We start from the raw sequence: 25,888 nt of genomic DNA on the forward strand, positions 1-25,888 counted from the left end.
GGCATTGGCGCGCGGTTGCGGCCATTGCCTTGACCTTGCAAACACAGAGGAAGCGACATGCAACCGGAAGTGGCCGCCAGGCTTGGCGAAAATGTACCGCGGTACACGAGCTATCCGACAGCGCCTCATTTCCACCCGGGGGTTGATGCGGCTGTCTGTCGGACTTGGCTCGAAGCGCTCGAAAGCGATGACGAGATATCGCTCTATCTGCATATTCCCTACTGCGACAAGCTGTGCTGGTTCTGCGCATGCCACACCAAGCAGACCCGGCACTATCAGCCGGTGGCGACCTTTCTGCATTCCTTGCATAGGGAGATCGAGACGGTTGGCCGCCTCGTGCGCGGCAAGGGCCGGGTGCGCGCCATCCATTTCGGCGGCGGCTCGCCGACGATGCTGAATCCCGAGGACATCCTGTCGCTTGGAAAAGCGCTGCGGGATCGTTTCGATGTGCTCGACGATGCCAGCCTCAGTGTCGAAATCGATCCGAGCGACATGGACGAGGCCCGGCTCGACGCCCTGTCCGCGATCGGCATGACGAGGGCGAGCCTAGGCGTTCAGGATTTCGACCCCAAGGTGCAGAAAGCCATCAATCGCGAGCAAACCTTCCTGCTGACCAAGAGCGTGGTGGACGCCGTGCGGGCGCGTGGCGTGAATTCGGTGAACCTCGACCTGCTCTACGGACTGCCGCACCAGACCCTCGAGAGTGTTGCTCGCACCGTCGCCCAGGCGTTGACGCTGCAGCCCGACAGGCTGGCGCTGTTCGGCTACGCGCATGTGCCTTGGTTCAAGAAACATCAAACGATGATCGACGAAGCATGGCTCCCCGATTCCGCCGGACGGTTGGCGCAATCGCAGCTCGCCGCCCGGCTGATCGTGGACGCCGGATACGAGGCCCTGGGGCTGGACCATTTCGCCAAGCCGAACGATACGCTCGCCATCTCGGCTCGCACCGGCAAGATCCGCCGCAATTTCCAGGGCTATACAGAGGACAATTGCGAGACGCTGATTGGGCTCGGGCCTTCCGCGATCAGCCGATACCGCCAGGGCTACGCCCAGAACATCGTCGCAACCGGCGCATACGAGAAGGCCGTGGATTCCGGACAGCTGGCAGTGGCGCGCGGCATCGAGCTCAGCGTCGACGATCTGGCGAGAGGCTGGATCATCGAGCGTCTGATGTGCCATTTCGCCTTCTCGGCGATCGAACTGGTCGAGCGCTTCGGCGACGTCGGCCAGAGTCTCCTGGCCATGGCAAGTCGACTTGCGATCAGCGGCGGCGGGCTGCTGCTTCGGCTCGACGGCGAAAACTTCGTCGTGCCGAAGGACAGCCGCCCGCTTGTCAGGGCGGTTGCAGCGAAGTTCGACAAGTACCTCGAAGCCGGCGCAGCCAGGCATTCAGTGGCGGTCTGAGCGCCTGTCCGGTCAGAAGTGCTCGCCAACCCTGAACGGGCCGATGCGCGTTCCGGCAGCGACTAGGTAGGCGGTCGACCAGCCGATGAGCAGAAATCCGTTCACGCCCTCGAGCGCCGCCAGCACGCGCCAGCCATGGGCGGGAACCACGTCGCCATATCCGACCGTCGAAAAGGTAATGGTGGAAAAATAGAGCGCGGTCTCGAAGTCCGGCAAGACGCCGAGTTCAAGATACACGCCGGCCCACAGCCACACCTCGGCTGTGATAACGGCAAAGAGCCCCATGACGACGCTGATCATCGCGACCACCCGGCTGCGACGGCCGTGCATGCGGAAGCGAGCCACGAGGTGCGCCATGGCGTGGGTAATCGCGATGAGACCGAAGGTATGGATGAGGACCGTCAGGCTGATGACGATCGTGCCGGCGAACAGATTTATGACCATATGCTGATCGTAGCGGCGCAGCGGCGCTTTGCATTGTGCAAGATCAAACCGATGGAGGATGAGAACCGAAGCACGCGCTTCTTGCCGCCTGTCGGTTGTCCACGCGTCTGTTTTTCTGGTGCGTTCCTTTCACTGGGACAAAGGGCAAGCAGCCCGATGTACCGACATCACATCTGGACGGCGCAGATCGTCGACCGCGTCAGGAACCGCTTCTCACGACCATTGTCGAGCGAGAACATGCCGCCGCGGCCAGGCACCACGTCGATGATCAGATCGGTGTGCTTCCAGGCCTCGAATTGCGACGCGCCGATGTAGAAGGGTACGTCTTCGATGTGGCCGAGCAGTACATCGTGGTCGCCGACGATGAAGCCGGCGCGCGGATAGCACATGGGCGAAGAGCCGTCGCAGCAGCCGCCGGATTGGTGGAACAGCACCGGCCCATGCTCGGCAACGATCTCCGCGACCAGTTCGAGGGCGGCCGGCGTCGCCGTGACCTTTGCGTGCATGGTCTTTCCGATCTCCAGTCTTGGGCGCGGCCCCTCGCGGAGCCGCGCCTGTGCGACAAACAGCCGATCAGAAGAAGCCGAGCTTCTTCGGGCTATAGCTGACCAGCATGTTCTTGGTCTGCTGATAATGGTCGAGCATCATCTTGTGCGTCTCGCGGCCGATGCCGGACTGCTTGTAGCCGCCGAAGGCCGCATGCGCGGGATAGGCGTGGTAGCAGTTGGTCCAGACGCGGCCGGCCTGGATCGCGCGGCCGAAGCGATAGGCGCGGTTGCCGTCACGTGTCCAGACGCCGGCGCCGAGCCCGTAGAGCGTATCGTTGGCAATGCTGAGCGCTTCGTCGTCGTCCTTGAAGGTCGTGACCGAAACCACCGGTCCGAAAATCTCCTCCTGGAAAATGCGCATCTTGTTGTGGCCCCTGAACACGGTCGGCTTCACGTAATAGCCGCCCGCCAGGTCGCCGGGCAGAACATTGCGGGCGCCGCCGGTCAGCACCTCGGCGCCTTCCTGGCGGCCGATGTCGATGTAGGACAGGATCTTTTCAAGCTGCTCGGACGAAGCCTGGGCGCCAATCATCGTCGCCGGGTCGAGCGGATCGCCCTGCACGATCGCTTCGACGCGCTTGAGGGCACGTTCCATGAACCTGTCGTAGATCGATTCATGGATGAGCGCGCGGCTCGGGCAGGTGCAGACCTCCCCCTGGTTCAGCGCGAACATCACGAAGCCTTCGATGGCCTTGTCGAAGAAATCGTCGTCCTCGGCGACGACGTCCTTGAAGAAGATGTTGGGCGACTTGCCGCCCAGCTCCAGCGTGACGGGGATGAGGTTCTGGCTGGCATACTGCATGATCAGCCGGCCCGTCGTGGTCTCGCCGGTAAAGGCGATCTTGGCGATGCGCGGCGACGACGCGAGCGGCTTGCCGGCCTCGAGGCCGAAGCCGTTGACGATGTTGAGCACACCTGGCGGCAGCAGATCGCCGATAAGATCGGCCCAGAGCAGGATGGCGGCCGGTGTCTGCTCGGCGGGCTTCAGCACGACGCAGTTGCCGGCCGCAAGCGCGGGCGCGAGCTTCCAGCATGCCATCAGCAGCGGGAAGTTCCAGGGAATGATCTGGCCGACCACGCCGAGCGGCTCGTGGAAATGATAGGCGACCGTGTCGTCGTCGATCTGCGAAAGGCTGCCTTCCTGGCCGCGCACGGCGCCAGCGAAATACCGGAAATGGTCGATGGCCAGAGGCAGGTCGGCCGCGGTCGTTTCTCGGATCGGCTTGCCGTTGTCCCAGGTTTCGGCGCAGGCGAGCAGATCGAGGTTCTCCTCCATGCGGTCGGCGATGCGGTTGAGGATAAGCGACCGCTCTGCCACGCTGGTGCGTCCCCACGCGTCCTTGGCGGCATGGGCCGCATCCAGGGCCGCCTCGATGTCCTGGGCATCCGAGCGCGCCACCTCGCACAGCAGCTGGCCGTTCACCGGGGAGTGGTTCTCGAAGTAGCGGCCGGAGCGGGGTTCGGTCCATTTGCCGCCGATGAAATTGCCGTAGCGCTTGTCAAAAGGCGCCTTGACCGGGCGTGAGAATTCAACCTTGTTCATGTGTCTTCCTCCCAAAGCTGACGTCGCGGGATGCGACGCTTCGGAAGAGAGTTGCGATTTAGGCCGCCAATGTCACCGCCCCGGGGACAGCGGGCGGGCGGGATGTGTCGCAGAATTGCGACAGCCGTATGAGGTTTCGAATGGTCAGTGCGACCTGTGGACGTCCAGGCGGTTGAGCTTGCGGTGAAGCGTCGCGCGGCTGATGCCCAGCGCCTGGGCCGCGGCCGAGACATTTCCGTCCGCCCGCGCGAGCGCCCGCTGCAGAACACCGCGCTCCGCCTCGGCAAGCACTTCGGGGCCGGCCCAGCCGAGCAGATCGGTCGCCGGCATCGGCTTGTCCAGGCACTGCTGGGTGATTCCAAGCGCAAGGCGAGCCGACCGCGTCGCGCCGACCACCAAATCGTCTGTATCCACGGCGATCAGTGCGCCGGAGCCTTTGTCGGCCACCGGCGCCAGCAGAATGCGGGCCTTGGGGAATGCCATTTTGAAGTTCTCTGCCTCGATCCGACGCACCGCGTCGATAACGGCTAGCGAAATAAGGTTGGCAAAAGCTTCGGTCAGGTCAGCGCGGCAGGACGACACGTCGAGCGCGGCCACCAGATCTCCCTGGTGGTCGTAGATCGGAGCGGTGGTGCAACTGAGCCCCGTATTGCGCGTATGGAAATGCTGGTCGCGGTGGATCGTCAGCGCGCGCTGTTCGACCAGGCAGGTGCCGATACCGTTGGTGCCCTCGCTTTGCTCGTTCCAGACGGCGCCAGTCCACAAACCCCAGGAATGAAACGTTTCGTCATCCACAGGCGCGCCGCGCCGTTCGACGGGCACGCCATCACGATCGGCGAGGAGGACGCAGCACCCGACGCCGCCCACCGCGAGATAGAGCCGGTCCAGACTCGATTGCGCGGCCCGGACGAGTGGTTCGATACGTTGGCGGGCCTGCCCCAGCTCCGTCTCCGTGAGGTAGCGTGGGGAACTGCAGTCGGTTGGATCGAGCCGGTGCAAATTGGAAGACCGTCGCCAGGACGCGACCAGCGCGGATTTCGCCGCCGCGTCCGAAGCGATCGCGGCCTGAATGCGGTCGGCATGATGACCGGATAGGTCCTCGCCCATGCTTCCTCCCAAAACCAGTCTTTCCTTCAGCCCCCGGACCATCGCTGCTTCAAGACAAGGTAGCGCTGGTGCCATGCCAGGTTCGGCTTTCAATCACGACACTGTCAATTCGACAGAAGAATCAGAGGCGGAGTCATCGAACTGCGATATCCGGCCAAGCCATAGCCCTCCTCGGCGAGAACATTCTTTGCTCCCAGGCGCCCTTCAGCTGGTTCAAAATCTAGCACAATGAACTGGGGCTTCCTTGATCGAGAGCAAAGATCTGCTCACTACGGCCCGGTCGCTGAAATCGCCGCCAAGGCATACAGATAAACCTCGCGAACGTCCCGGCCCACGAAAAAATCAATAAAATCAAAATTATAAATATACCGTCCGGCCCGCCACTATCTTTCTGGGGGAATTTTTGCCTGACTAAGAATCCGTTTCTGTTCTGCATGCAGTCACCGTGATCACGATCCGAGACGCGCAGATATGCTATTTAATGCCACCTTTTGCACTGGCGCGGGCTCATGGCTTTCTTTCTTGTCTATTGACAGAAAGACAAAAAGATCATTCGACTGAGACAGCGGCGGCTTGATGCCGGTATCAAAAACGAGGCTTTGCCATGAAGCTGGTCTTTGTCGAAGCTATTGGCAGCAAGGTTTCAAGTATCGGCTTTGGCTGCGCTTCGCTTGGCTCTCGTATCGGAGTTCGCAAGGGCATCGAGACCTTGGAACGCGCCTACGAAGCAGGGGTGACCTGGTACGACGTAGCGCCTTCGTATGGCGACGGCATGGCTGAATCGATCTGGGGTGAATTTGCGTCCAGGAAACGGGATAGCGTCTGCGTCTGCACCAAGGTTGGCATGCGTCCGCCGAAGACCTCCGCCACCATGCGACTGCTGAAGCCGTTGTCGCGGATCGCTGTTGCGACGGTTCCGGCGCTTAAGCAGCATGCTTCAAGAGTGCGCCCCACGCCTTTCAAGGTGCCGCTGTCCGCGGCGTTGATAAGATCCAGTGTCGAGGAAAGCCTGAGGCGTCTTCGCACGGATTATGTCGATGTCCTCGCACTGCATCGTCCGACCGCCGAAGAGCTTGTTCGCGAGGATATCATCCGGGCCGTGGAGCGCGTGATTCAGGACGGGAAGGCCCGGGCCATCTCGGTCGCGGGAGACCTCGAGGCCGGAATGACGGCTCTCCAGGAATCGCTGCCTTATCGGTTCGTGCAGATTGCCAATACCCCGCTGGAGTCAAACCTCGCCAAGTTGAAGGCGCGCGTTCACCGGCACAGAACGTTCGTAACGCACGGGACATTCTCAGGCCTCAATCGAATCGTCGCGAAATTCAATGCGCGCAAGGGAATACTGGTCGCTCTTGGTGACCTCGGATACCGCGGCAGTCCCACTGAAATTGCTATCGCATTTCTCGCCGATTACGCATTCGCAACGAATTCGGCCGGCGTCACCCTGGTCTCCATGCTCAAGAAGGAACACCTCGATTTCAATCTGCGGCGATTGAAGAACGATCTAACACCCGAGCGCCTGAATGCCGTCATTGCCGCGCTCGACATGGGTGTCAAAGACTAATCGGCTGGCAGCTTGCCGGGGTTCTCCAACCACAGGTTTGACTGGCGCAGGAATGCCGAACAGCTATACTGGAAACATTAAGCCAGCGGGTTCGCCATGAGCAAAGAGTTCAGTGTCGCCGACGCCTATGGCACGGGCCGCGCCATTTTCATGGGACTTGAGTTGCTCGTCGCGCCCGGTGCGCTCGTCCCCCGGCCAGAGACGGAATTGCTGGGCAGGACGGCCCTTGGTGTTTTGCATCAAATGAACCTGCAGGCGCCGCGCATCGTCGACATGTGCTGCGGCACTGGCAATCTGGCGTGTGCCATCGCCCACCGCATTCCCACCGCACGTGTCTGGGCGAGCGACCTCACCGATGGATGCGTCGACGTGGCACGCCGTAACGCCGCCCATCACGGCATGGCTGACCGCGTTTCGGTGCTTCAGGGCGATTTGTTCGACGCTCTCTCGGGCCTTGGGCTCGACGGAACGATCGACATTATCGTCTGCAATCCGCCCTACATTTCGGAAAAGCGGCTAGAGGGCGACCGCGCGCATCTGGTCGAACTCGAGCCGCGCGAAGCGTTCGCGGCCGGCCCTTACGGCCTGAGCATCCATATGCGGGTGGTGAAGGACGCGCCACGATACTTGCGGCCTGGCGGCACCCTGCTCTTCGAGGTCGGCCTTGGCCAGGACCGGCAGGTGATGGGACTGCTGGAGCGCGGCAAGGCATACGAGAACATCCGCGCTGTGTCGAACGAAGCGGGCGAGGGCCGGGTGGTTCTGGGACAAGCCAAGGCGCAGGCATGAGCGTGCGGAAACCCAGAGCAATTGCGCGAACCGGTCTGGGCTTTACGCCGGCAATCAATTCATCTTGCGGATGATGTATTGCTCGATCCCTTGAATGGAATCGAGGTTTTCAGGCAAGAGCTCGCTGTCTTCGACGATGATGCCAAAGGTCTCCTCTATGAAGCCTATAATCTCAAGCACTCCCGTCGAGTCGACGATGCCCTGGTCGAGCAAGGACGTGTCGCTCATCAATGCCTTCACGTCGCTCACGTAGAAATTCGAAACCAGGAAACTGCGGATCTGCTCGCTGTAGGTTCCGGTGCGGTCTTTGATCGTCAACATGAATTCGCCCTCTGTAAGACACAATAAAATAAGCGACCTCGTCCCCGCGCCCACCTCATGACAGGGCCGTTTTCTTGAGTTTGCCGGTATCCGTCATCGGTAGGCTGGCCACGACGACGATGGACTTCGGAACCATGAAGTTTTCCAGTCGTTTCTGGCACTCCATCTGCAGCTGTTTTTCGCCGATGGTTCTTCCATTCTCCATCACGACAAACGCCTTAACCGCCTGCCCAAGGAGTTCGTCGGGAACACCGATGACCGCTGCTTCCCGGACGCCGGGAATATCCATAAGGACGTTCTCCACTTCCTTCGGCGCCACCTTCTCGCCTCGCGATTTTATGATCTCGTCACCGCGGCTGACGAAGTAGAGGTAGCCCTCCGCGTCCATCCGGCAGTAGTCGCCGGTATATAGGACCTGCTCGCCGGGCAACGGGCCGGGTTTGAGCTTCCTGGCCGTCGCTTCGGGCTTGCCCCAGTAGCCCTTCATGACTGTCGCGCCGCGAATGACGAGCTGGCCAACGACGCCGGGGCCGACCCTTCTGTCATGTTCGTCGACGATCCACATTTCCGTATTCGGGATCGCGATCCCGACGCTCAACGGCTTTCGCGCGAGATCCTCCGGCGGCAAATAGGTGCAACGCTTGCATTCGGTGAGGCCGTACATCGAATAGATGCGTGCGCTCGAAAACAGCTCCCGAAGCATGAGAATATGCTTGAGGGGCAGGGCCGCCGCGGTGTTCGTGACGTAGCGAATGCTTGAGAAATCCTGGTCCTTGAGGGACTTGAGCTCGGAGAGTGCCGCAAAGATGGTCGGCACGCCGGGGAAACCCGTAACCCCCTCTTGCCTGATCAGCCCAAGGACCTGCGCCGGGAAGGCGAACGAACGTTCGAGCACCAGCCGGGCGCCGGTGCGAAACGCCATGACCATCTGGTACAGGCCGTAATCGAAGGCGAGGGGTAGGACATTGAGGATCACCTCGTCCTCTGCAAGCTCGAGGTAGGAAGCGATCGACGCGCACGCGGTCATCATGTTCCTGTGCGTCAGCATCACGCCCTTGGGTTCCCCCGTCGAGCCGGACGTGTAGATGATGGCGGCAAGATCGATATCGATGCAGCGCCGCGCCGGCGGCGCGGCGCCGGCGGCGACCGCGATGTCCCAGCGTATGGCTTGCGGCAATCGGGAGAGCTCGTCATCATCGATCGATCCGGAAACGATCGTCCGCAGAAGTGACGGGCAGCTGCGCGCCGGTTCGCGGAAGATCGAGTGCAGATGCGCGTCGGTGATCAGCGCCGCCGGTAGGCAGTCGTTGAGCAGATAATCAAGCTTGTCGCTCTTGGTCAGCGGGTTGACGATGCACACCACCGCATTCGCCTTGAGTACAGCCCAGAAGCTCACCACCGTCTCGACCGTGTTGTCGGCGAAGATCATCACGCGGTCGCCGCGCGCGACCCCTGATGCGGCCAAATCCGTGGCGATTGCATTGGCGCGCGCCTCGAGCTCGCCATAGGTGACACGTTGCTTGCCGCACACCAGCGCTACCTTGTCGCCGAGCCGGCCGGCGGAGTGGGCGAGGTAGTCATGCAGCAGGGGTACGGCATCATGCAACATGCAAGCGCTCCTCCCGATGTTCGCGGTCGACGTCGACGCTGAGCCCACGCACGTGTGTTGCACCGGGACAGCTCGCGACAAACTGCTGGTGCAGGAGCTGGGTCGACAGCACGCCGACAAGCGCCATGTTGTCGGCATTGGAAAGATCACCGTCACCGGTCCTGGCCTGGCACTTGCCAAGCAGGCGTGTGACCGAAGCCGGATCGAAAACATTCGCCTTGCGTATCGCCGTCTCCGAAAGCGCTTCGCGAATGTATTCAGGTGCGGCGTCGTCAGCGAAGCAAAGCGCATTGGGCGCCCGGAATGGCTGCTTCTTGCGGGTTACGATCTCGGAGGGCACGATCGGCTCCGCCACGCGTTTCAGCACGTGCTTCTCATCCAGGACACGCAGCTTGTAGGAAGGCGGAAGTGAATTCGCGAGCCTCACAAGTTCATCGTCGAGGAACGGAAAGCGCCCCTCGACGGAGTGAGCCATCAGCATCCTGTCGCCCTGCGAGGAAAGCAGATAGCCCGACATCAACGTCTGGACCTCGAGATACTGGTCCTGCGCAAGAGGGCTCCAGCGCGAAAACGCCGCGGGCAGACTGCCAAGCAACTCCGACACGGCGTCGCGGCGCTGGGAATCGGCGCGCAGATCCGCGGAGAACAGGCGCTTGATGGCGCCGGTGCTGCGCCAGCGCGTGTCATGGGCAAAGCCGGGCGCGTCATGCGCCTCGATCCCGCGTCCGAAGAACTGGCGCGCCATCGCTTGCTGTTGCACCGGCGAGCGGGTGAGATACGGGTAAAGACGCTCCAGGAGGCGTGAGCGTCGTGTCGACGCCGGCTGGCGTCCCCAGAATCGGCGGACCTTGGCTTCACGGAACAGGTCGTAGCCGGCGAACATTTCGTCGGCACCTTCGCCGGTCAGCACGACCTTGATGCCACGCTCGCGCACCAGCCTCGATAGCAGGAACAGCGGCGCCGGGGCGGTCCTCAGTATCGGCCGCTCGGTATGGTAGATCACCTCAGGAAAGATTGCCGCGATATCGCCGCGCGAAACCACCACCTCATGGTGCTCGCTGCCGGTTGCTTCGGCAACCAGCCGCTGGAAGCGGGTCTCGTCATATTCGGCGTCGGCAAAACGCAAGGAGAAGGTCTGGAAGCGTCGGCCGGCGAAGCGCCTTCCCAGTGTCGCCACAAGCGAGCTGTCCAGTCCTCCCGACAGGTAACACCCGACAGGCACGTCGGCGCGCACCATTCGGAGTGCCGTCGCGGCCTCGAGGGCGTCACGCACGCGGTCCACCGCGTCATCGCACGACCCGCTGAACTCGCCGTGCTGCGCTCCGATATTCTCGGGGTAGGAAGGCTGCCAAAAGACCTGCTCGCGAACGGTGCCATCCTGGTAGATGCGGACATGCCCCGGTACGAGCTCGTGGATTCCCTGAAATACCCCTTGCGGTGGAACGACAGTCCAGAGCGTGAAAGTCTGATCGAGGCCGGCAGGATCAAACGCGCGAGGGATGGCTGGATCGGCTGCGAAAATGGCCTTCACTTCACTGGCGAAATAAAGGCGGCCCGCATGCTCGCAAAAATGCAGGGGGCAAATGCCGAACCGGTCGCGCGACAAGACGAGACGACCTGCTATTGAGTCCCAGATTGCGATTGCCCATTGGCCGTTCATCCGCTCGAAGGCCGCTTCGCCCCATGCGCGATACGCATGCAGCGCGACCTCCGTGTCGCTGCGGGTCCGGAAGCGGTGGCCAAGCGCAATCAGCTTTTCCCGCAGCTCGACATAGTTGAATATCTCGCCGTTGAACACGATCCAGGTCGTATCGCCTGTGTCCGCAAGCGGCTGCTGGCCGCTGGAAAGATCGACGACGGACAGGCGGGCATGCGCCAGCCCTGCACGCTTGTCGCGGTAGATGCCGCGCTCGTCCGGCCCGCGATGCGCCAGCGTGCCCACCATCCGCATCAGCGCCTCGCGTGAAGGAGAAGCCGCCGCGGCGTTCAGGGTCACAATTCCAGCGATGCCGCACATTCCCGGTCAATCCTCGCCAATTTCCACGGAGAGCAAAGGCCGCGCGTGAAGATAGTGGGCGGCCCGCCGTTTCGCGTCGATGTCCTTGAAGACTTTCTGCAGCTGGGGCTCGGTGAGGCCGGCAACCGCCGCGACCTCCTCGCTGGCGATCCCATGGTTTAGGCCGTAGAGGCATAAATCCATCAGATGATAGGGCAGCGCGAAGTAGAACTCCTCCTGGCTTTGCGCCATGGAGAATGTGTCGGTGGTCGGTGCCCGCTGGCGGATTTCCTCGTCCACCCCGAGATATTCCGCGAGCTGATAAACCTGGGTTTTGTAAAGGTGGACGATCGGCATCACGTCGGCGGTTCCGTCGCCCTGCTTGACGAAAAACCCCTGGTCGTACTCCAAACGGTTTGGTGTCCCCGCAACCGCGTATTTGAGGCGGTCGGCGTGGTAGTATTCCGTCATCTTGCGCAGACGCTGCTTATAGTTGGTTGCGGCGACGATCTGCAGATAGGCGGCAGGCGACAGACGCACCGTGTCGACCTTGCCCTCCGGATCCTGGACGGTTAGTCGGGTGATGTTGAGGCCGTTGCTCTCGAGAACCGGTTCGATCACCAGCTTGCATTTCCAGCCGTCCCCATAGTCGGGAACGACGGTCCGGATCGCCTCGATCTGCCGACGGTAGGCGCCGACGGCTTCCACTGCCGGGCCTATGTCTTCCAGGATATTCTCAATGCCAAGCTGTGCCGCGACACGGCGGCCAAGTCTCAGGGAGTCGCCGGAGGAATCGCGCTCCGGCATGAACAGGCCCAAGACCTTGTCTTTGCCGAACGCCCGTGTGCACAGGGTCGCGACGACGGAGCTGTCGATGCCGCCGGAAAGGCCGACAACCACTCCGCGACGGCGGAGCGTGCCAAGAACCTGCTTGCGCAAGGTGTCAACGATGCGATCGACCTCCGCACGAGCATCGAGCACCAGCATGTCCTTGCTGAAGTGTGAGATCACGTCGATGACAGATCCTCCCTTTTGCGAGACTCGGCCGGGGAGTAGGTCCGCACGACGGCCGTCTCGATGAGCGGGCGGTTGGTGGCAAGATTGGGCTCTATGACAAGGTCGATGTGGTTGCCCATGATCGGAACCACGTCCAAATGCGCCAGAGCGCTTTCCCAGCCCAGGGCCCGAGGCATTCCCTCCCGACGGCATCGGAACAAGGTGCCGGAGATGGGCAGGGCCGGTTTGGGTGCCGCGAGCCACTGGAAGAAAGACCGCGCCCGCAAGACTTCCTGCAGTTCCAGTTTGGTTCTGAAGCTTGTCGGGCTGAACTCTCCCTTGCCAAAGCGGTCGAGAATCCTGGCGAGATACGCCTCGCAGCCCATGGCGACGGTGATCTTGGCAAGAGCTCGGCAAGCCATCCGGTGGGCGGATATGCGATTGGTGCGAATGCGATGGAATGTGCGGGTAAGTGTCTCCCAATGGTTGCTCGGCTCGTCCAGAAGGCTCGTATCGAGGATACCCAAAAACCTTACCGATCGACCGGCCGCCAGAAGCCGTGCCGCGACCTCGAACGCAACCGCGCCACCAAGCGAATGGCCGAGAAGTCGCACAGGGCCGTCAGGCTGGGCGCGGTCTATCTGCTCGACTGCGGCGGCAGCCATGGCGGAGAGGCTGTTATGTCCGTCCAATATCGCGGCGAGGCCAGGATACCGAATGGGGTTCACGCGGGCGACTTTGCCCATGGCGGCTGCGAACGCAGCCAGGCTCGGACCATAACCGACGGACCCTGGGAACAGGAAAAGAACCGGAGGGTGATGTTTCTTCGCGTGTCGTTCGCCCGCCTGTGCGGAGACGACAGCCTCAACCATCTCGTCGAAGCTCATACCGACGGTGAAGGCCTCGAGGCCCAGCTCTTGCCCTATGGCGCTCTCGATCGCCATGACGCAATGCAGCAGCTGCAGCGAATCTCCCCCCGCCTCATCCCAATTTCCCACCGCAGCGCCCATGTTGAGAACCTGCATCCACGCGTGCTGCACCACTTGCCTTGTATTCAGTTGGCCTCCTGCGGGGAGCGGTCGGGCAGCGGGCGGCTGGACGGCTGGCGCGGTCTTTCTCTCCGTACGATCCATTTCGGTGAGCGTTGCCAGGTCTACCTTACCTCCCGGCAAGCGTGGGATCTCCGCGATGGTGTGCAACCGCAACGGACGCAGCGGCGCCGGCAACGTCGTTCTGACGAGCTGACGAAGCTCCTCCGCGAAAGCAGCCCCGGCGAAGCGCTGGGCAACCGCGAATGCGATGAGTTCCTCGGCCGGCGTCACGATTGCCACGGCATCCGCCACCGAAGGCGCGCAACGCAGGACCCGTTCGAGCTCGGCGGGCTCGACGCGTCGACCATTGATCTTGATCTGGCGCCCCTTGCGGCCGACGATGCGCAACAGGCCATCGTCGTCCAGCCGAACGAGGTCGCCCGTCGCAAAAACCCGCACACCGGGATCGTCCGGGTCCGGCCGCGCGGGAATGACGACGCCGTTCTCCCAATGACCAAGCAGAACATAGGGGCTTTTGATCAGAAGCTCTCCACTCTCGCCTGTCCCGACATCGTGTCCTGCGTCGTCGACGATAGCGAATGCCATCCCGGGAAGCAGCCTGCCGACGGGGATCGATGCGTCTTGCTCCGGCCAATCCTGCGGCAGGAACCATTGCGAGCCGGTGGTCTCGGTTGACGAGTAGCCGATCTGGATCAGGCACTGGTTCGAAACGGCTTTGCGCAGCAAGGCGATGTCCGTCCACGACACCTTCTCGCCACCGATCCGTGCCACTCTGAGCGACTGGAAAGCGTCAGCAGGGGCCTCGGTCAACAGTGCCCGAAGCAGCGCCGGCACAAGATAGGCGATCGTCACACCTTCGGCTTGAACCCGAGCGCGGACAGCGCGGAGGCCGACCGCCTCCACCTCGAGAAGGTGCAACGTGGCGCCAGTCAGCAGTGCAGTAAAAATCTCCCGGCAACCGGCGATCGTGGCAGGCCCGGTCAGCGGCAGGAAAACGTCATCCGCGTTGATATGGCACGCGTCGACATATTGCCGGACGCGCCACAGCAGGCTGCGTTGGCTGTTGACGATGCCCTTGGGGCGTCCGGTGCTACCTGATGTGTAAAGCACCATTGCGGGCGCATCGACGGAAACCGAAGGGAGCTGTGGCTGCTGTGATGCCTGTTGACCGTTCGGCGCGACGCCAGCCGCAATATCGATCCATAGGACTTCCTGCGGCAAATCGGTTAGGCGAACATTTCCAGCGCCTAAGATGGCGCCGAGCCGCGCGGCATTCACGATCTCGATGATCCGAGAGCCCGGATCTCTCATGTTGAGCGGAACCGAAGGCCGCCCGGCCGCCATACTGGCCAGTATCGCCACGGCGTACCAGGCCGAGTTGGCCTGAAGGATTCCGACCGCCTGTCCTTCGGGAACGACGGTAGCGATACGGTGCGACAATGTCTCGACAGCCCGGAAAAGCTCGGAATAAGTCAGGCGATTGGCGCCGTCGCCGATCGCGACCTTGTCGGGATATTGCCTTGCGACGTTTCTAAGGTGATCGAAGACGGGAATGTCGGCAAACCCGGCGCCCATCCGCTGATAGGGGCGCCAGAGGGGTCCCCCTTCGTCAAGAGCGTATTCGGGAATATCTGACCATCCGCGGGTCGTCGTCGGTCGACAATCCACCCGCAGATCTTCATTCACCGCTTCAGACTGCAAATACGCTGAAGACATTCAGGGCCCCACCAAGCTGAACGTCGACCATCACTCGCTACCGAAATCTTTTCATCAATCATTCGGATGATGCCTCGATCTTGATCAGACAGTGCTTTCCCGCTCCCGGCCTCGAAGACGTTCTCCAATTCCCCTTCGGTAACGGCCGGTCCGCCCGGAGGTCCCCGATCTTGAGACGCTTGCCAAGGGCCAATCCCGCGTGCCTCCGGCATATATGAAAGATCATTCAAATGAACGTTGGTGTGGCTCGTAATCCGGCTAAGCTTTGATACGCAGGCGAATGACTGCTTGCTCGGAGACATTTGGGTATTGCGTGATGATCATCGAGTTGTTCGGGCCGCCTGGTGCAGGCAAGACCACACTTCTTCGCGGCCTCTGCCAGGGGATGGCGAAATACGACATCAACGTGAAGACAGTGAACGGGTATCGCCTGATTGAATATGGGTCGGCCCAGGAAGACGGTCCGGAAGTTCGCCATGGCATTGGGCGCATTGGCAAAAAGATTGCCACCTCCGGCCCAGTCTTGCTGTCGACCCTGCCGAAGGATGGTGTCGCGGCGCGGCTTCTGGCGTCAATCCCACTACGAAGCCGCACATGGTCGTGGCGCATGAAGGTCGATATCACCCTGCTGTGCGAGTCGTGGCGTCAAGCGCAGCAATCGGAAGGTTATTTCATTTTCGAAGAGGGCCTAATCCAGGCTTTATGCGCGCTGGTTGTGCTGGCGCGAAATCCAAGCATTGACGTGGTTCGTGACTGCCTGGCGTTCATGCCGCGACCAGACCTCCTTATCCAGCTCGATGCGCCGCAGGAAACATTGCGCCGCCGTCTCATGGATCGGCATGCGCAGCAACCGCTGCTGGAGGTCCTGCTGTTCGAACTCGGCGTGGACAGGGGCTTGAGGCAGGCCGATATCTCAAGGGAGATCGGCAAGTGCTTGCGCCAGGATGGATGGCCCTTGATACAAGTCAACGGTGCTGAACCTCACGACCTCGACAAGATCATCAGGCGAGCCTTGAAAGAGCACGAGACCGTCCCGGTTTGACCAAGGCGATAAGAGCCAAACCACTGGATTGGCTGGCGATCAAGGACTTGGTGGCACTCTCTTCGGCGAAGCCGTCGGCGTGTCGGCCATGGACCCGTGCGACGTTGCCAATGTAACCGGCCGCGCAATCATTTCGTGTCGCGTTGGTCGAGCACTTCAAGCATGGTGGTCAACATGCTTCCGACTTCTTCCGAGATTTCCTCGGGGCGAATTCCCGCCTTGATGGCGTCCGCCGTCACTTGCTCGGCGAGCTTCGCCGCAAGGGTCGGATCGGATCTCGAATAGGGTGGCAAATTATCCTCCACCCATTTCTGCAGGAATTCGATGCCCCGAGCGCTCATGATGGACCAACGAGCGTTGGAGCGATTTCGTTCCGCCGATATGTGTTCAAGAAAACGTCAGACCCTTGTGATCGGGGTCTGACGTTTCCCAAGGCTCACGCTACGATGAACGAGGACGCCGTCAAAGACAGATGCGGAGACAGGGTGGCAAACTGGATCTGATGTGCGCCACCCTCGCCGTCGCTGTCGAAAGACAGGGCGCCGGTCGAACTGTTGTAGATGATGTGATCGCCACTGTCGTGCGCACCCCTGCCTTGGTGGAACGCCGAGGTGGGAAGGGCGCCCGCTTGAAGGCCGGTGAACACATGGTGGTCGAGCGCGATCTTGTCCTGTGCCACGTTAAAATCGGTGATCTTGTCGACATTGCCGGTCTTGAGGGCGGCATTGAAGAAAAAGTAGTCCTTGCCCCCATTTCCCGTCAGCACGTCCTTTCCGCCACCGCCGTTGATGATGTTGCTGCCGGCATTGCCGTCTATGGTTTGGGAGAACCCGTTTCCCTTGAGGTTCATGGGCGTAGTGCCGGACTTGCTCGTGATGGCGAGGTGCTCGATCTCCGAGCCGGCCGACAGCGCGTAACTCACCGATGCCAGCACGGTATCGTTGCCGCCGCCCAACAGTTCCACCACCTTGTCGCCGACGTTGTTGACATAGTAGGTGTCGTTGTAGCCGCCACCGACCATCGTATCGGCGCCGGTGGTGCCGTGAAGCACATCCGCGCCGCCCGTGCCGTAGAAAGTGTGATCGCTGCTCGAAGGCACGGTAGTGGTTGGGGGCACCGTGCTGGTGGGCGGAGTCGTTGCGCCGGTCGAAGTTACGCTGGTGGTGCTCTGATTATGCTGAAGGAAGAGGGCCTGCAGCGCCGGCGAGTCGCCAAGCGCGGTGTCGCCCTGTTGAGAGCCCCAGGCATAGGCATAGTCGAAGGCGGGCGATGGCGCTACCTTGGCCCAGTGGTCCAGCATGGTCTGCTCCTGGGCGACGCTGGGAAGGACATATTGGCCGCCCGTATCGGTGGTGTAGTTGCCGCCGCCGAACGTCTGATAAACCGGAACGATCTGGCTGAGCGGAACGCCCGAGGCGACCGCCGCGGCCACGGTCCTGTCGATCATGTTGTAGTCGACCGTGCTTGTGCCGGTGCGCACCGGGTAAGGATCCACGCCGTAATAGTCGATATGGGTGTTGGCGGGATTGAAGGTGTTTGAAAAATCGGGATCAGCCGAAGACCCCATGTTCATCATGGTGATGAAGGTCTTGGCGCCGGGCAGGTGGGTGTGGATCCAGTCGGATTCCGCCTTCAGATTGTCGGCTGTGGCATAGGTTCCCCATTTGCCCGTGGGATCGGGCTCGTCGACGAGGAAGAAGCCGAACACCTTCGGATTGCCGATGAAGGGCGTGACTTTGTCAATGAAAGACGAGGTTGCGCCATTGGCTTCATCGAGCCAGACCAGACCTTTCGTGCCAGCCGGCAAGGCGTTGAGTTCGTCCACGGATGAAACGTCGACAAGATTGAACCCGGCGGTTGCGACCTCGGAGGCCGATCCACCCGAGGCATAGTGGAGGGTTGTCATGCAAATATCCTTCGTCCAATTCGGTGGTGCCCCGTGCCTGCCTATTGGAAAGGATATATTAGGGCCAAATCAAATACCGGCGCCCATTGATAGAATCGTTGATCATGGCAAGGAGTGCCTATGCGATGGGAAGGCTGCCCTGGGCCTGGTACTTGTTGATTGTTTAGGGATATTTCAGCGCGGCGACGCAGGACCAGGCTGTTCTCGCCACGGCGGCAGTGCCAGCGGATTTGTTGTGGATGCGTCAGCAAGATACATGGGCATCCCGTCTCGATTCAGCCTGCGGGTGTGCGAATCACCCACTATGCGCCGCTCACCACAAGGGCTCTTTCTATTAGCGGACGGTTGTGGCTGAGATAGGGTTCAACGAGCATGTCCAGGTGCCCGCCGACGATCGGAACTATGTTTAGGCCGGTGACGAAAGCACTCCAGCCAAGGTCGGACGGAACGCCTGTGCGCCTGCATCGGAACACGGTGGCGGTAATCGGCAATGTGGGCTTCGGTTGCGCGAGCCACTGGCCAAATGCACGCATCCGCAGGACTTCTTCAAGCTCAAGGCGCAAGATGAATCGTGTTCTGGCGAAGCGCCTCCATTGCAGCCAGTCGATGCCCCTCGCAAGCGCAGCCTCGGCGCCAAATTGGGCAAACAATTTTGCCAGAGCCCGCAAAATCATGCGATCCACCGTCACTCGATGCGTGCGGATGCGCTGGGCGGTGCGTGCGAGTCTTTCACGATAGTTGTGCTGTCCAGGCCCGATATTGGTGTCGAGGATTCCCAGGAACGTGACCGACCGACCGGCGGCAACAAGTTTGGCGGCAACCTCGAAGGCGACGCCGCCGCCAAGCGAATAACCGATCAGCTTCACATTGCCATCGGGCTGGGCCTGGCTGATCTGGTCGACAACCGCATCCACCATCCGCGGTATCGTGCCATGTCCCTTCAGCAGATCGTTCAGATCCCCGTAGCGTACGGCAACAACCCTGGCGACATTGCCCATCTCCGCACCGAAGGCCGCCAGGCTTGGACCGTAGCCTATCGATCCGGGCACAATGAACAAGACGGGTCTCGGGTCGCAAGCCTCGACAAGCGAGCTGCTTGTGTCTTGCCCTGGAGACGCTGCCCGGACGACATCGGCAAAACTCATCCCGACCGTGAACGCGTCCAGGTGGAGTTCCCGCCCCAGAGCCGTCTCCAGCTCCATGACGAATTGCAGCAATTTCAATGAATCGCCGCCGGCATCATCCCAGCGGCTGCCGGCTGCCCTTTTGCCCGGGAGAATCCTCTCCCATACGGCCGCCGCGGTGCCTTCGACATCAAGCGGGTTTGCCGCTTGCCGGGCCATGGGCGTGCTCTGGGCGTCTTGCGCGTTCAGTGCGCGATCCAGTTCCCGTAGCTTGACACGGTCGACTTTGCCGCCTTTGAGCCGCGGTATCTCGGCAACACTGTGCAGGCGCGTCGGGTGAACAGCGGGCGGCAGGGCCGTCCTGATCAGGTCGCGCAATTCAGCAATGAAGTCGCTTCCGCCAAGTCTGGCGGGGACGGCAAAGGCCACCAGTTCGTTCGCGTCCGTCACCACCGCAACGGCATCATCCACCTGAGGCGCCCGGCGCAGGACGAGTTCCAGTTCGGCAGGTTCGACCCGCCTTCCGTTTATTTTGATCTGGCGTCCCTTTCGTCCGACGATCCACATCATTCCGGTGTCGTCGACCTTGACCAGATCACCGGTTGCGAAGGTGCGAAGCAGGGGGCTGCCGGCGTTCGCCTGAAGAGGGACGTTTTCCCCATCCGCCCAGTAACCAAGCGTGGTGTAGTTGCTTCTGATCAGCAACTCTCCTTCATCGCCCGGGGCGACCTCGCATGCGTTCTCATCCACGATGGCGTATTCGATGCCGGGTAGCACGAAGCCAACCGGGACCGTTGCGCCGCGTTCCTGGTAGCCCCTCGGCAGGAACCATTGCGTGCCGGTCGTTTCCGTGGACGAATAGCTGATCTGGACAAGGCAGGACTCGGGAACGCTGCCGCGCAGCCGGTCGATATCGGACCATAGAATCTTTTCTCCGCCGACCCGCACGATCCGCAAGGAAGAGAATGTGTTGGGCGCAGAACCATTCATCAACACACGCAGCAGCGCCGGCACGAGATAGACGACAGTCACCCGCCACTTCTCGAAATTGTCGCGGGCGGCGCGAATACCGGCGCTCTCTATATCCGAGAGGTACAATGTGGCGCCGCACAGCATCGGGGTCATCATCTCGCGGCATCCCGCGATCGTCGCCGGCCCGGTCAGCGGCATGAAGACGTCGTCGGGGCCGAAGTGGCAGGCATCCACATATTGCTGAACGCGTTGGAGGATCGCCCGCTGGCTGTTCACGACGCCTTTCGGCGCCCCGGTGCTACCTGACGTGTACAGAACGATTGCCGGAGCATCGACCGGCACTTCGGGCGGCAACGCCGATAGGTTGCCATCCCGCGTTGCGGCCGTGCAACTTGCCGCGTCGATCCATTCAAGCGAGGGGGCATCCGGCCAGCCTGCCGGCTTGCCCGGCCCTGGCTTGATGATCGCGGCCAGCCGCGCGCTGGTGGAAATTGCCGCGAGGCGCTGAAATGGATCCCGGGGGTTCAATGGCACGGCGGGCCTGCCGGCCCGCATGGCGGCGAGCATGGCCACCGGATACCAGAGGGTATTTCCGATCAGAATCCCGACCGCCTTGCCTGGTGGAGTTGAACCGGCAATCGCTGCCGCCAGGTTTTGGACTGCGTTGAGCAGTTCCGAAAAGCTGAGGGACGTAGAGCCGTCACTGATCGCGATCTTGGCCGGGTATTTTTCGACAACCCGCTCCAGGTGCGAGAACGCCGATTTTTCGGAGAAGTCGTCGCCCATCCGCGGGAAGAAACGGGTGGTTGGTCCGTCCATATCCAGAGGGCGGGTGGAGGCCTGTTTCCATGTGAAGCCGCCTGGAGGGCTGCTGTTGCGAGCTGTCGCAGCATCTTGATCCGTTGTCGGTCCGCCAACGGATGGCAAGGCACGTGGAAAACGGCTTTCTAAACGCGGGTACCCCGACGTCTCCAACACAGCCCCCTTGTTTTGCTGATTGGCTTTGCCGTGTCGTACGCGACCATGTCGGCCCTGGCATCGTTAGAACGAATGAGTTCCCGCTCAACTCATCGATCCGACGGCGCTTGCGCTGCATCACCGCATCGCCCAATTCCTTGCTTCATTCAAACAGACGAGGACAACGCGCAAGCCTGCTCCTAGCGTGAGGCTGGGTGTTGTGCGTACTGGGGCGATGACGCCGGACCGTGAAAACAGATCACAGGGCCAGCGGTTTTGCGCGATGGGGATTCTGCCGGCATCCAGGAGGGACAGGATGAGTCCGCATCTGGTTTGCATAGGAGGCGAGGATCACCGGCTTAGAATTCCGTTCCTTCTGGCGCTGCGTGAACGGGGCTTTCGTGTCACTGCCGTCTCGAGCGATGCCGGAGACGCCTTTTCACCTCACGGCATTCCGCATCGCCGGTTTGGGTTCGACCGCTTTGCCAGCGGCGGTGGAGAATGGGGCGCTGTCAGCGCGATCCGTAAATTGATGTCCGAACTGCGTCCGGACATTGTTCAAAGTTTCGACACCAAGCCCAACCTCCTGACGCCTCTGGCCGTGCGCGGCCAGGTTCCGGTCATTCGCACCATCAATGGGCTCGGTTGGACATTCTCATCACGGGAACCGCGGGCGCTGGCGCTGCGTCCGGTCTTTTGTGGCCTTCAGGGACTGGCGTCGCTTTGGACAGCCATGACGGTCTTTCAGAATCGTGACGATCAGGCCTTCTTCGACCGCTATCGGCTGGCGGGTCGTGGCAAAGGGCGACTGATCCGGAGTTCTGGAATCGACCCGAATGCATTCTCGACAGCAAGATACCGTGGCCCTTCGGCCGCCGCTATGCGCGAGGAGCTTGGGCTTCAATCGGCCGAAGTCGTAATCTTTGTCGGTCGGCTGACTCGCCAGAAAGGGATTCCGACCCTGATCAAGGCGGTTCCCCGCGTCCTCTCCGAGAGGCCCAATGCGCGTTTCGTGCTTGTCGGTCCGCAGGACTCTGAAGGTCCGTTCGCGGTCAGTAGGTCCGATATCGAGCAATATGCTCCTTACGTCGTCGCCCTGGGGCCAAGGCGGGACGTTCCAGCTCTCCTTGGCATGGCGGATCTGTTCGCGTTTCCAACACAGTATCGCGAGGGTATTCCGCGCGTCCTGCTGGAAGCGGGTTTGTCCGGGTTGCCAATCGTCGCCTCGAGAATGCCCGGCTGCAATGACGTGGTTGAAGATGGCTGGAATGGCTATCTTGTCGCGCCGCGCGATGCCGATGGCCTGGCGTCCAGAATAATCGATCTTCTGTCCGACCGCGCCCGTGGCAAGATCATGGGCAGCCGTTCCGTCGGCCTCGTGCGGGAGCGCTTTTCGCTGTCGTGGGTCGTCGACCAGTATTGCGATCTGTACAAGACTGTCCTCGGTGGCAAATACCGCGGCAGTCTTGCTCGGCCCGCGCCCGTGATCTCGCGGGAAGAGGGTGCGCGGGCCCCCCGACTGGGTGAGGCGCGGCAATGATCCGTGATGTGATCCTGGCCTTCGGCATCGCAATGTCCTACGCGGTGCAGCTCAGCATCCCGGGGCTGCCGTTCGGCTACAGCGAACTGTCCCTCACGCTCTGGATATTGCTGTCGATCACCCGCATCCTTGCCGGCGGCCGACTCGAGGTTACGCCGGCCTTCACCAAACTTGCATGTTTCTGGGTGATCCTGACGCTTGCCCTGGGCGTGGGTTCCATCATCGGCTTTCTGACGACGACGCTGTTCCTCGATCCGTTGTTGCATGACACGATGGCGTATGTGCTGTTGGCCTGCGTTACCTGCCTGGCTGCCGCGGAACCCAACGCAGCTTCCCGTTTACGCCGCATCGCCTGGTGGATGATCGCTATCGCGAATGCGGGCTTTGTCGTTCAGGTGGGGCTTGGTTTCGGCTGGATCCATCAGTCTGGCGTCCACCCCTGGTTCTGGGACCGCTTCAGCGGTTGGTCTGACAATCCGAACCAGCTTGCGCTCTACTGCGCGCTCCTCGGTCCATTGGCCCTGCATCTTGCCACAACTACCAGCAATCCATGGGGAAGATGTCTCGGGCTGTCCAGCCTGATCCTCACCTTCTATGTCGGAAGGCTGACAAAGAGCGATACCTATCTCTATACGACGATCCTGGCATGCCTGATCCTTCTTGGGCTGAGGATTCGGGCATGGCTCACTAGCGACGGCGGCAAGATCAGCCTTTCACGGCAACTAGCCCTCCTGTTCACCATTGGATTCCTTCCATTGGCGGTCTCCATCACGCCTTACGCCCTCAGCGAGGCCGCCAACGCCGAAAACTTCGCCAAGAGCCTCACCAAGGACAAGGGCGGGGAAGCAACCGCGGAAACCGCGGCACTTCGCCTCCAGCTTTGGGACGAGGCATTGGACAAGGGAGCAAGATCCGGATCGCTGGGTCTCGGACCAGGCCCGCACCTTGATCGTCCCTCCGTCGTCGATCAGCAGTTTCTGCCGCGGCCTTTCGAAGCCCATAGCACGATCCTCGATCTCTATACTCAGGGTGGCCTGATTTCGGTCCTGGCCTTGCTGTGGATCCTCGGCTCGGCCGCCTTGTCCGCCTGGGGTGCGAGACAGGACACGCTCATGGCGCTCGTGGCATCGATCGCTGTCTTCAGTGCTCCTCACCTGATCATCCGCCATCCGATCGTGTGGTTCTGTCTGACCCTCTGCCTTGTCGCCGGAACGCCGCAGGCGGTCCCCGCGATCGCTCGCCAGAGGAGATATTAGAATGTGTGGGATCGCCGGAATTCTCTTGGCGCCCGATGCAGCCAATACGAACGCGCTCAGGGCGATCGGGCCGATGATGACGGCCCTTCGTCATCGCGGGCCCGATGGCGAGGCGCTTTGGATGAGCCGTGAAGCCGGGATCGCCTTCGGGCACCGGCGTCTGGCCATCGTCGACCTGTCGGAGGCGGGTCGCCAGCCGATGCACTCCGCGAGCGGCCGGTATGTCATTACCTTCAATGGCGAAATATACAACTTTCGCGATCTGCGCCGCGAACTGGAAGGGGCGGGCCACCATTTCCGCGGCACCAGCGACACGGAAGTGATGCTGTGCGCGATCGAGAGCTGGGGCCTCGAGGCGGCACTTGCGCGCTTCGCCGGCATGTTCGCTTTCGGGCTATGGGATCTGAAGAACCGGATTCTCCACCTCGCCCGCGACCGAATGGGAAAAAAGCCGCTCTATGTCGCCTCGACACGGGAAGCGCTTGTCTTCGCCTCGGAGCTGAAGGCGATCACCTGCTTCCCGGGATTCGCCCCGGAACTCGATGTCGATGCGGCGGCGACGATGCTTTCGAAAGGGTGGGTGCCGGATGACCGTTGCATCTGGCAGGACGTGTTCAAGCTGCCACCCGGTTCAGTCCTGTCGGTGACGGCGGAGGATTTCGCCAATGCCCGTGGCGCCGGCTCGCTTGCGCATCGCATTCGCCGCTGGTGGTCGCTTGCCGATGTCGCCTGCAAGGCGCAGCGGGATCCGATCGCCGGCAGCGACGAGGACCTTACGACCGAACTCGACAGCCTGCTTCGCCTCGCCGTCAAAGAACGAATGGTTGCCGATGTGCCGCTTGGCGCCTTTCTGTCGGGTGGAATTGACAGCTCGACGGTCGTCGCCCTGATGCAGGCGCAGTCCCCGAAGCCCGTTCGCACGTTCACCATAGCGTTCGGCGAGAGCGGGTTCGACGAGGCCCCTCATGCGGCCGCGGTTGCACGGCATCTGGGCACCGATCACACGGAACTTCATCTTTCACCGGCCGCGGCGCTTGAGGTCATTCCGGAACTGCCGAGGATCTGGGACGAGCCGTTCGCTGACGAGTCGCAGATACCGACGCTGCTGGTGTCGCGCCTCGCCCGGCGACACGTCACCGTGGCTCTGTCGGGCGATGGCGGCGACGAGTGCTTCGCAGGCTATTCTCGACACTTCCTGGCAACCCGCCTCAGAAGGCAGCACGAGCTGCCATCATCAATTCGGCGGATGTTGGCGGCGGGGGCAGGATTACTGGCCCAGGCCTCCCAGAAAGACATTTTCGGCAGCCTGCCGCTTTCGGCGAACGTGCGGCACGGATTGCGCGGTGACCGGTTGAACCGCCTCGCCCACCTGTTCGCAGCGGCAAATGAGGACCAACTGCTTCAGCGGCTGACGGAATCTTCGACCAACAAACTTCTTCATCACAAGCCAGCGGCATCCAATGCCGGCGCGACACAGTTCGACGACCTGCTGTCACGCCTGCTGTTCGACGACATGACCGGCTATCTCCCCGGCGACATCCTCGTGAAGCTCGATCGCGCCACCATGGCCAACAGCCTCGAGGGGCGATGCCCGATCCTGGACCATCGCGTCGTAGAATTCGCCTGGCGCCTGCCAACCGATGCCAAGGTCCGGAGTGGCAAGGGCAAATGGATACTGCGCCAGCTCCTTGATCGCTATGTGCCGCGCCGACTGGTCGATCGGCCCAAGCAGGGTTTCGACGTTCCGGTCGGAGCCTGGCTGAGAGGACCCCTGCGCGATTGGGCAGCGGATATCATCGCCACGACACGCCTGTCCGGAGACGGGGTCATCGACTGTGCGAAGGTCGACGCATTTTGGCGCGATCATCTGCATGGAAACCAGGATCATTTTCGTGACTTGTGGCCGCTGCTGATGTTCCAGGCATGGCGCAACGAAGCCATGCGGCCATCGGCGCCGGCATCGCGCCCTTCTTATGATATCGAACTGACAGGGGATTGA

The 25,888-nt window shown here is 61.6% G+C and carries 19 protein-coding genes; 7 read left to right on the forward strand and 12 right to left on the reverse strand.

Annotated features, from left to right (window positions below):
* Positions 1 to 57: 57 nt before the first annotated feature.
* Positions 58 to 1,407 carry an oxygen-independent coproporphyrinogen III oxidase gene (gene hemN / locus FJV83_RS00510; RefSeq protein WP_142887185.1) on the forward strand — a complete coding sequence of 450 codons (1,350 nt, stop codon included), beginning with the start codon at positions 58 to 60 and terminating at the stop codon, positions 1,405 to 1,407.
* 12 nt (positions 1,408 to 1,419) lie between these two features.
* Here hemN and FJV83_RS00515 read toward each other — a convergent pair whose 3' ends face one another.
* The 4 genes from FJV83_RS00515 to FJV83_RS00530 all read right to left on the reverse strand — a co-directional run bounded on the left by FJV83_RS00515 (position 1,420) and on the right by FJV83_RS00530 (position 5,049).
* Positions 1,420 to 1,851, reverse strand: a complete 432-nt coding sequence (locus FJV83_RS00515; RefSeq protein WP_095775538.1) for a potassium channel family protein — start codon at positions 1,849 to 1,851, stop codon at positions 1,420 to 1,422.
* A gap of 167 nt (positions 1,852 to 2,018) precedes the next feature.
* Positions 2,019 to 2,357, reverse strand: a complete 339-nt coding sequence (locus FJV83_RS00520) for a DUF779 domain-containing protein (protein WP_095775539.1) — start codon at positions 2,355 to 2,357, stop codon at positions 2,019 to 2,021.
* 67 nt (positions 2,358 to 2,424) lie between these two features.
* On the reverse strand, positions 2,425 to 3,942 hold the full coding sequence (gene adh / locus FJV83_RS00525) for an aldehyde dehydrogenase (RefSeq protein WP_095775540.1): 1,518 nt from the start codon (positions 3,940 to 3,942) through the stop codon (positions 2,425 to 2,427).
* Positions 3,943 to 4,086: 144 nt separating this feature from the next.
* A complete protein-coding gene (locus FJV83_RS00530) occupies positions 4,087 to 5,049 on the reverse strand; it encodes a helix-turn-helix domain-containing protein (protein WP_142887184.1) in 963 nt (320 codons plus the stop codon).
* A gap of 604 nt (positions 5,050 to 5,653) precedes the next feature.
* Here FJV83_RS00530 and FJV83_RS00535 point away from each other — a divergent pair.
* Both FJV83_RS00535 and FJV83_RS00540 read left to right on the forward strand, forming a co-directional pair.
* Positions 5,654 to 6,613 (forward strand): aldo/keto reductase, encoded by a 960-nt coding sequence (locus FJV83_RS00535; RefSeq protein ID WP_095775542.1) that lies wholly within the window; start codon positions 5,654 to 5,656, stop codon positions 6,611 to 6,613.
* Between the two features lie 96 nt (positions 6,614 to 6,709).
* The gene (locus FJV83_RS00540) at positions 6,710 to 7,402 is read left to right on the forward strand and encodes a class I SAM-dependent methyltransferase (RefSeq protein ID WP_142887183.1); all 693 of its coding nucleotides are present in this window, start codon (positions 6,710 to 6,712) and stop codon (positions 7,400 to 7,402) included.
* 54 nt (positions 7,403 to 7,456) lie between these two features.
* Here FJV83_RS00540 and FJV83_RS00545 read toward each other — a convergent pair whose 3' ends face one another.
* From FJV83_RS00545 to FJV83_RS00565, 5 genes are read right to left on the reverse strand one after another with little or no spacing between them, the layout of a single operon-like run.
* Positions 7,457 to 7,723, reverse strand: coding sequence for an acyl carrier protein (locus FJV83_RS00545; RefSeq protein WP_095775544.1), 267 nt, complete (start codon positions 7,721 to 7,723; stop codon positions 7,457 to 7,459).
* A gap of 55 nt (positions 7,724 to 7,778) precedes the next feature.
* Positions 7,779 to 9,332, reverse strand: coding sequence for an AMP-binding protein (locus FJV83_RS00550; RefSeq protein WP_185973474.1), 1,554 nt, complete (start codon positions 9,330 to 9,332; stop codon positions 7,779 to 7,781).
* On the reverse strand, positions 9,322 to 11,349 hold the full coding sequence (asnB, locus tag FJV83_RS00555) for an asparagine synthase (glutamine-hydrolyzing) (protein ID WP_095793614.1): 2,028 nt from the start codon (positions 11,347 to 11,349) through the stop codon (positions 9,322 to 9,324). The genes FJV83_RS00550 and asnB (FJV83_RS00555) overlap by 11 nt, the downstream gene beginning before the upstream one ends.
* 6 nt (positions 11,350 to 11,355) lie before the next feature.
* Positions 11,356 to 12,339, reverse strand: coding sequence for an NAD(+) synthase (gene nadE / locus FJV83_RS00560; RefSeq protein WP_095793613.1), 984 nt, complete (start codon positions 12,337 to 12,339; stop codon positions 11,356 to 11,358).
* On the reverse strand, positions 12,336 to 15,092 hold the full coding sequence (locus tag FJV83_RS00565) for an AMP-binding protein (RefSeq protein ID WP_142887182.1): 2,757 nt from the start codon (positions 15,090 to 15,092) through the stop codon (positions 12,336 to 12,338). Before FJV83_RS00565 ends, nadE begins: the two co-directional genes overlap by 4 nt.
* Before the next feature lie 316 nt (positions 15,093 to 15,408).
* On the opposite strand from FJV83_RS00565, the gene FJV83_RS00570 reads away from it, so the two are divergent.
* Entirely contained in the window at positions 15,409 to 16,134 is a 726-nt protein-coding gene (locus tag FJV83_RS00570) for an AAA family ATPase (protein ID WP_142887181.1), read from the forward strand.
* A 128-nt stretch (positions 16,135 to 16,262) separates the two neighbouring features.
* On the opposite strand, the gene FJV83_RS00575 is transcribed toward FJV83_RS00570, so the two are convergent.
* From FJV83_RS00575 to FJV83_RS00585, 3 genes are all read right to left on the reverse strand, one after another.
* On the reverse strand, positions 16,263 to 16,475 hold the full coding sequence (locus FJV83_RS00575; RefSeq protein WP_095775549.1) for a DUF768 domain-containing protein: 213 nt from the start codon (positions 16,473 to 16,475) through the stop codon (positions 16,263 to 16,265).
* Positions 16,476 to 16,570: 95 nt separating this feature from the next.
* Positions 16,571 to 18,040, reverse strand: a complete 1,470-nt coding sequence (locus FJV83_RS00580; protein ID WP_142887180.1) for a calcium-binding protein — start codon at positions 18,038 to 18,040, stop codon at positions 16,571 to 16,573.
* 302 nt (positions 18,041 to 18,342) lie between these two features.
* A complete protein-coding gene (locus tag FJV83_RS00585) occupies positions 18,343 to 20,955 on the reverse strand; it encodes an AMP-binding protein (protein ID WP_246691762.1) in 2,613 nt (870 codons plus the stop codon).
* A gap of 454 nt (positions 20,956 to 21,409) precedes the next feature.
* Between FJV83_RS00585 and FJV83_RS00590 the strand changes: the two genes are divergently transcribed.
* Genes FJV83_RS00590 through asnB (FJV83_RS00600) form a run of 3 tightly spaced genes read left to right on the forward strand, consistent with a single transcriptional unit; the run spans position 21,410 to position 25,888 of the window.
* Positions 21,410 to 22,633: a glycosyltransferase gene (locus tag FJV83_RS00590; RefSeq protein ID WP_095776096.1), complete on the forward strand. Its 1,224-nt coding sequence runs from the start codon at positions 21,410 to 21,412 to the stop codon at positions 22,631 to 22,633.
* Entirely contained in the window at positions 22,630 to 23,889 is a 1,260-nt protein-coding gene (locus tag FJV83_RS00595; RefSeq protein ID WP_095776095.1) for a polymerase, read from the forward strand. Before FJV83_RS00590 ends, FJV83_RS00595 begins: the two co-directional genes overlap by 4 nt.
* Position 23,890: 1 nt before the next feature.
* Positions 23,891 to 25,888: an asparagine synthase (glutamine-hydrolyzing) gene (asnB, locus tag FJV83_RS00600; RefSeq protein WP_142887190.1), complete on the forward strand. Its 1,998-nt coding sequence runs from the start codon at positions 23,891 to 23,893 to the stop codon at positions 25,886 to 25,888.

Origin of the sequence: Mesorhizobium sp. WSM4307, from assembly GCF_007003945.1 — a bacterium.
Classification (GTDB): domain Bacteria; phylum Pseudomonadota; class Alphaproteobacteria; order Rhizobiales; family Rhizobiaceae; genus Mesorhizobium.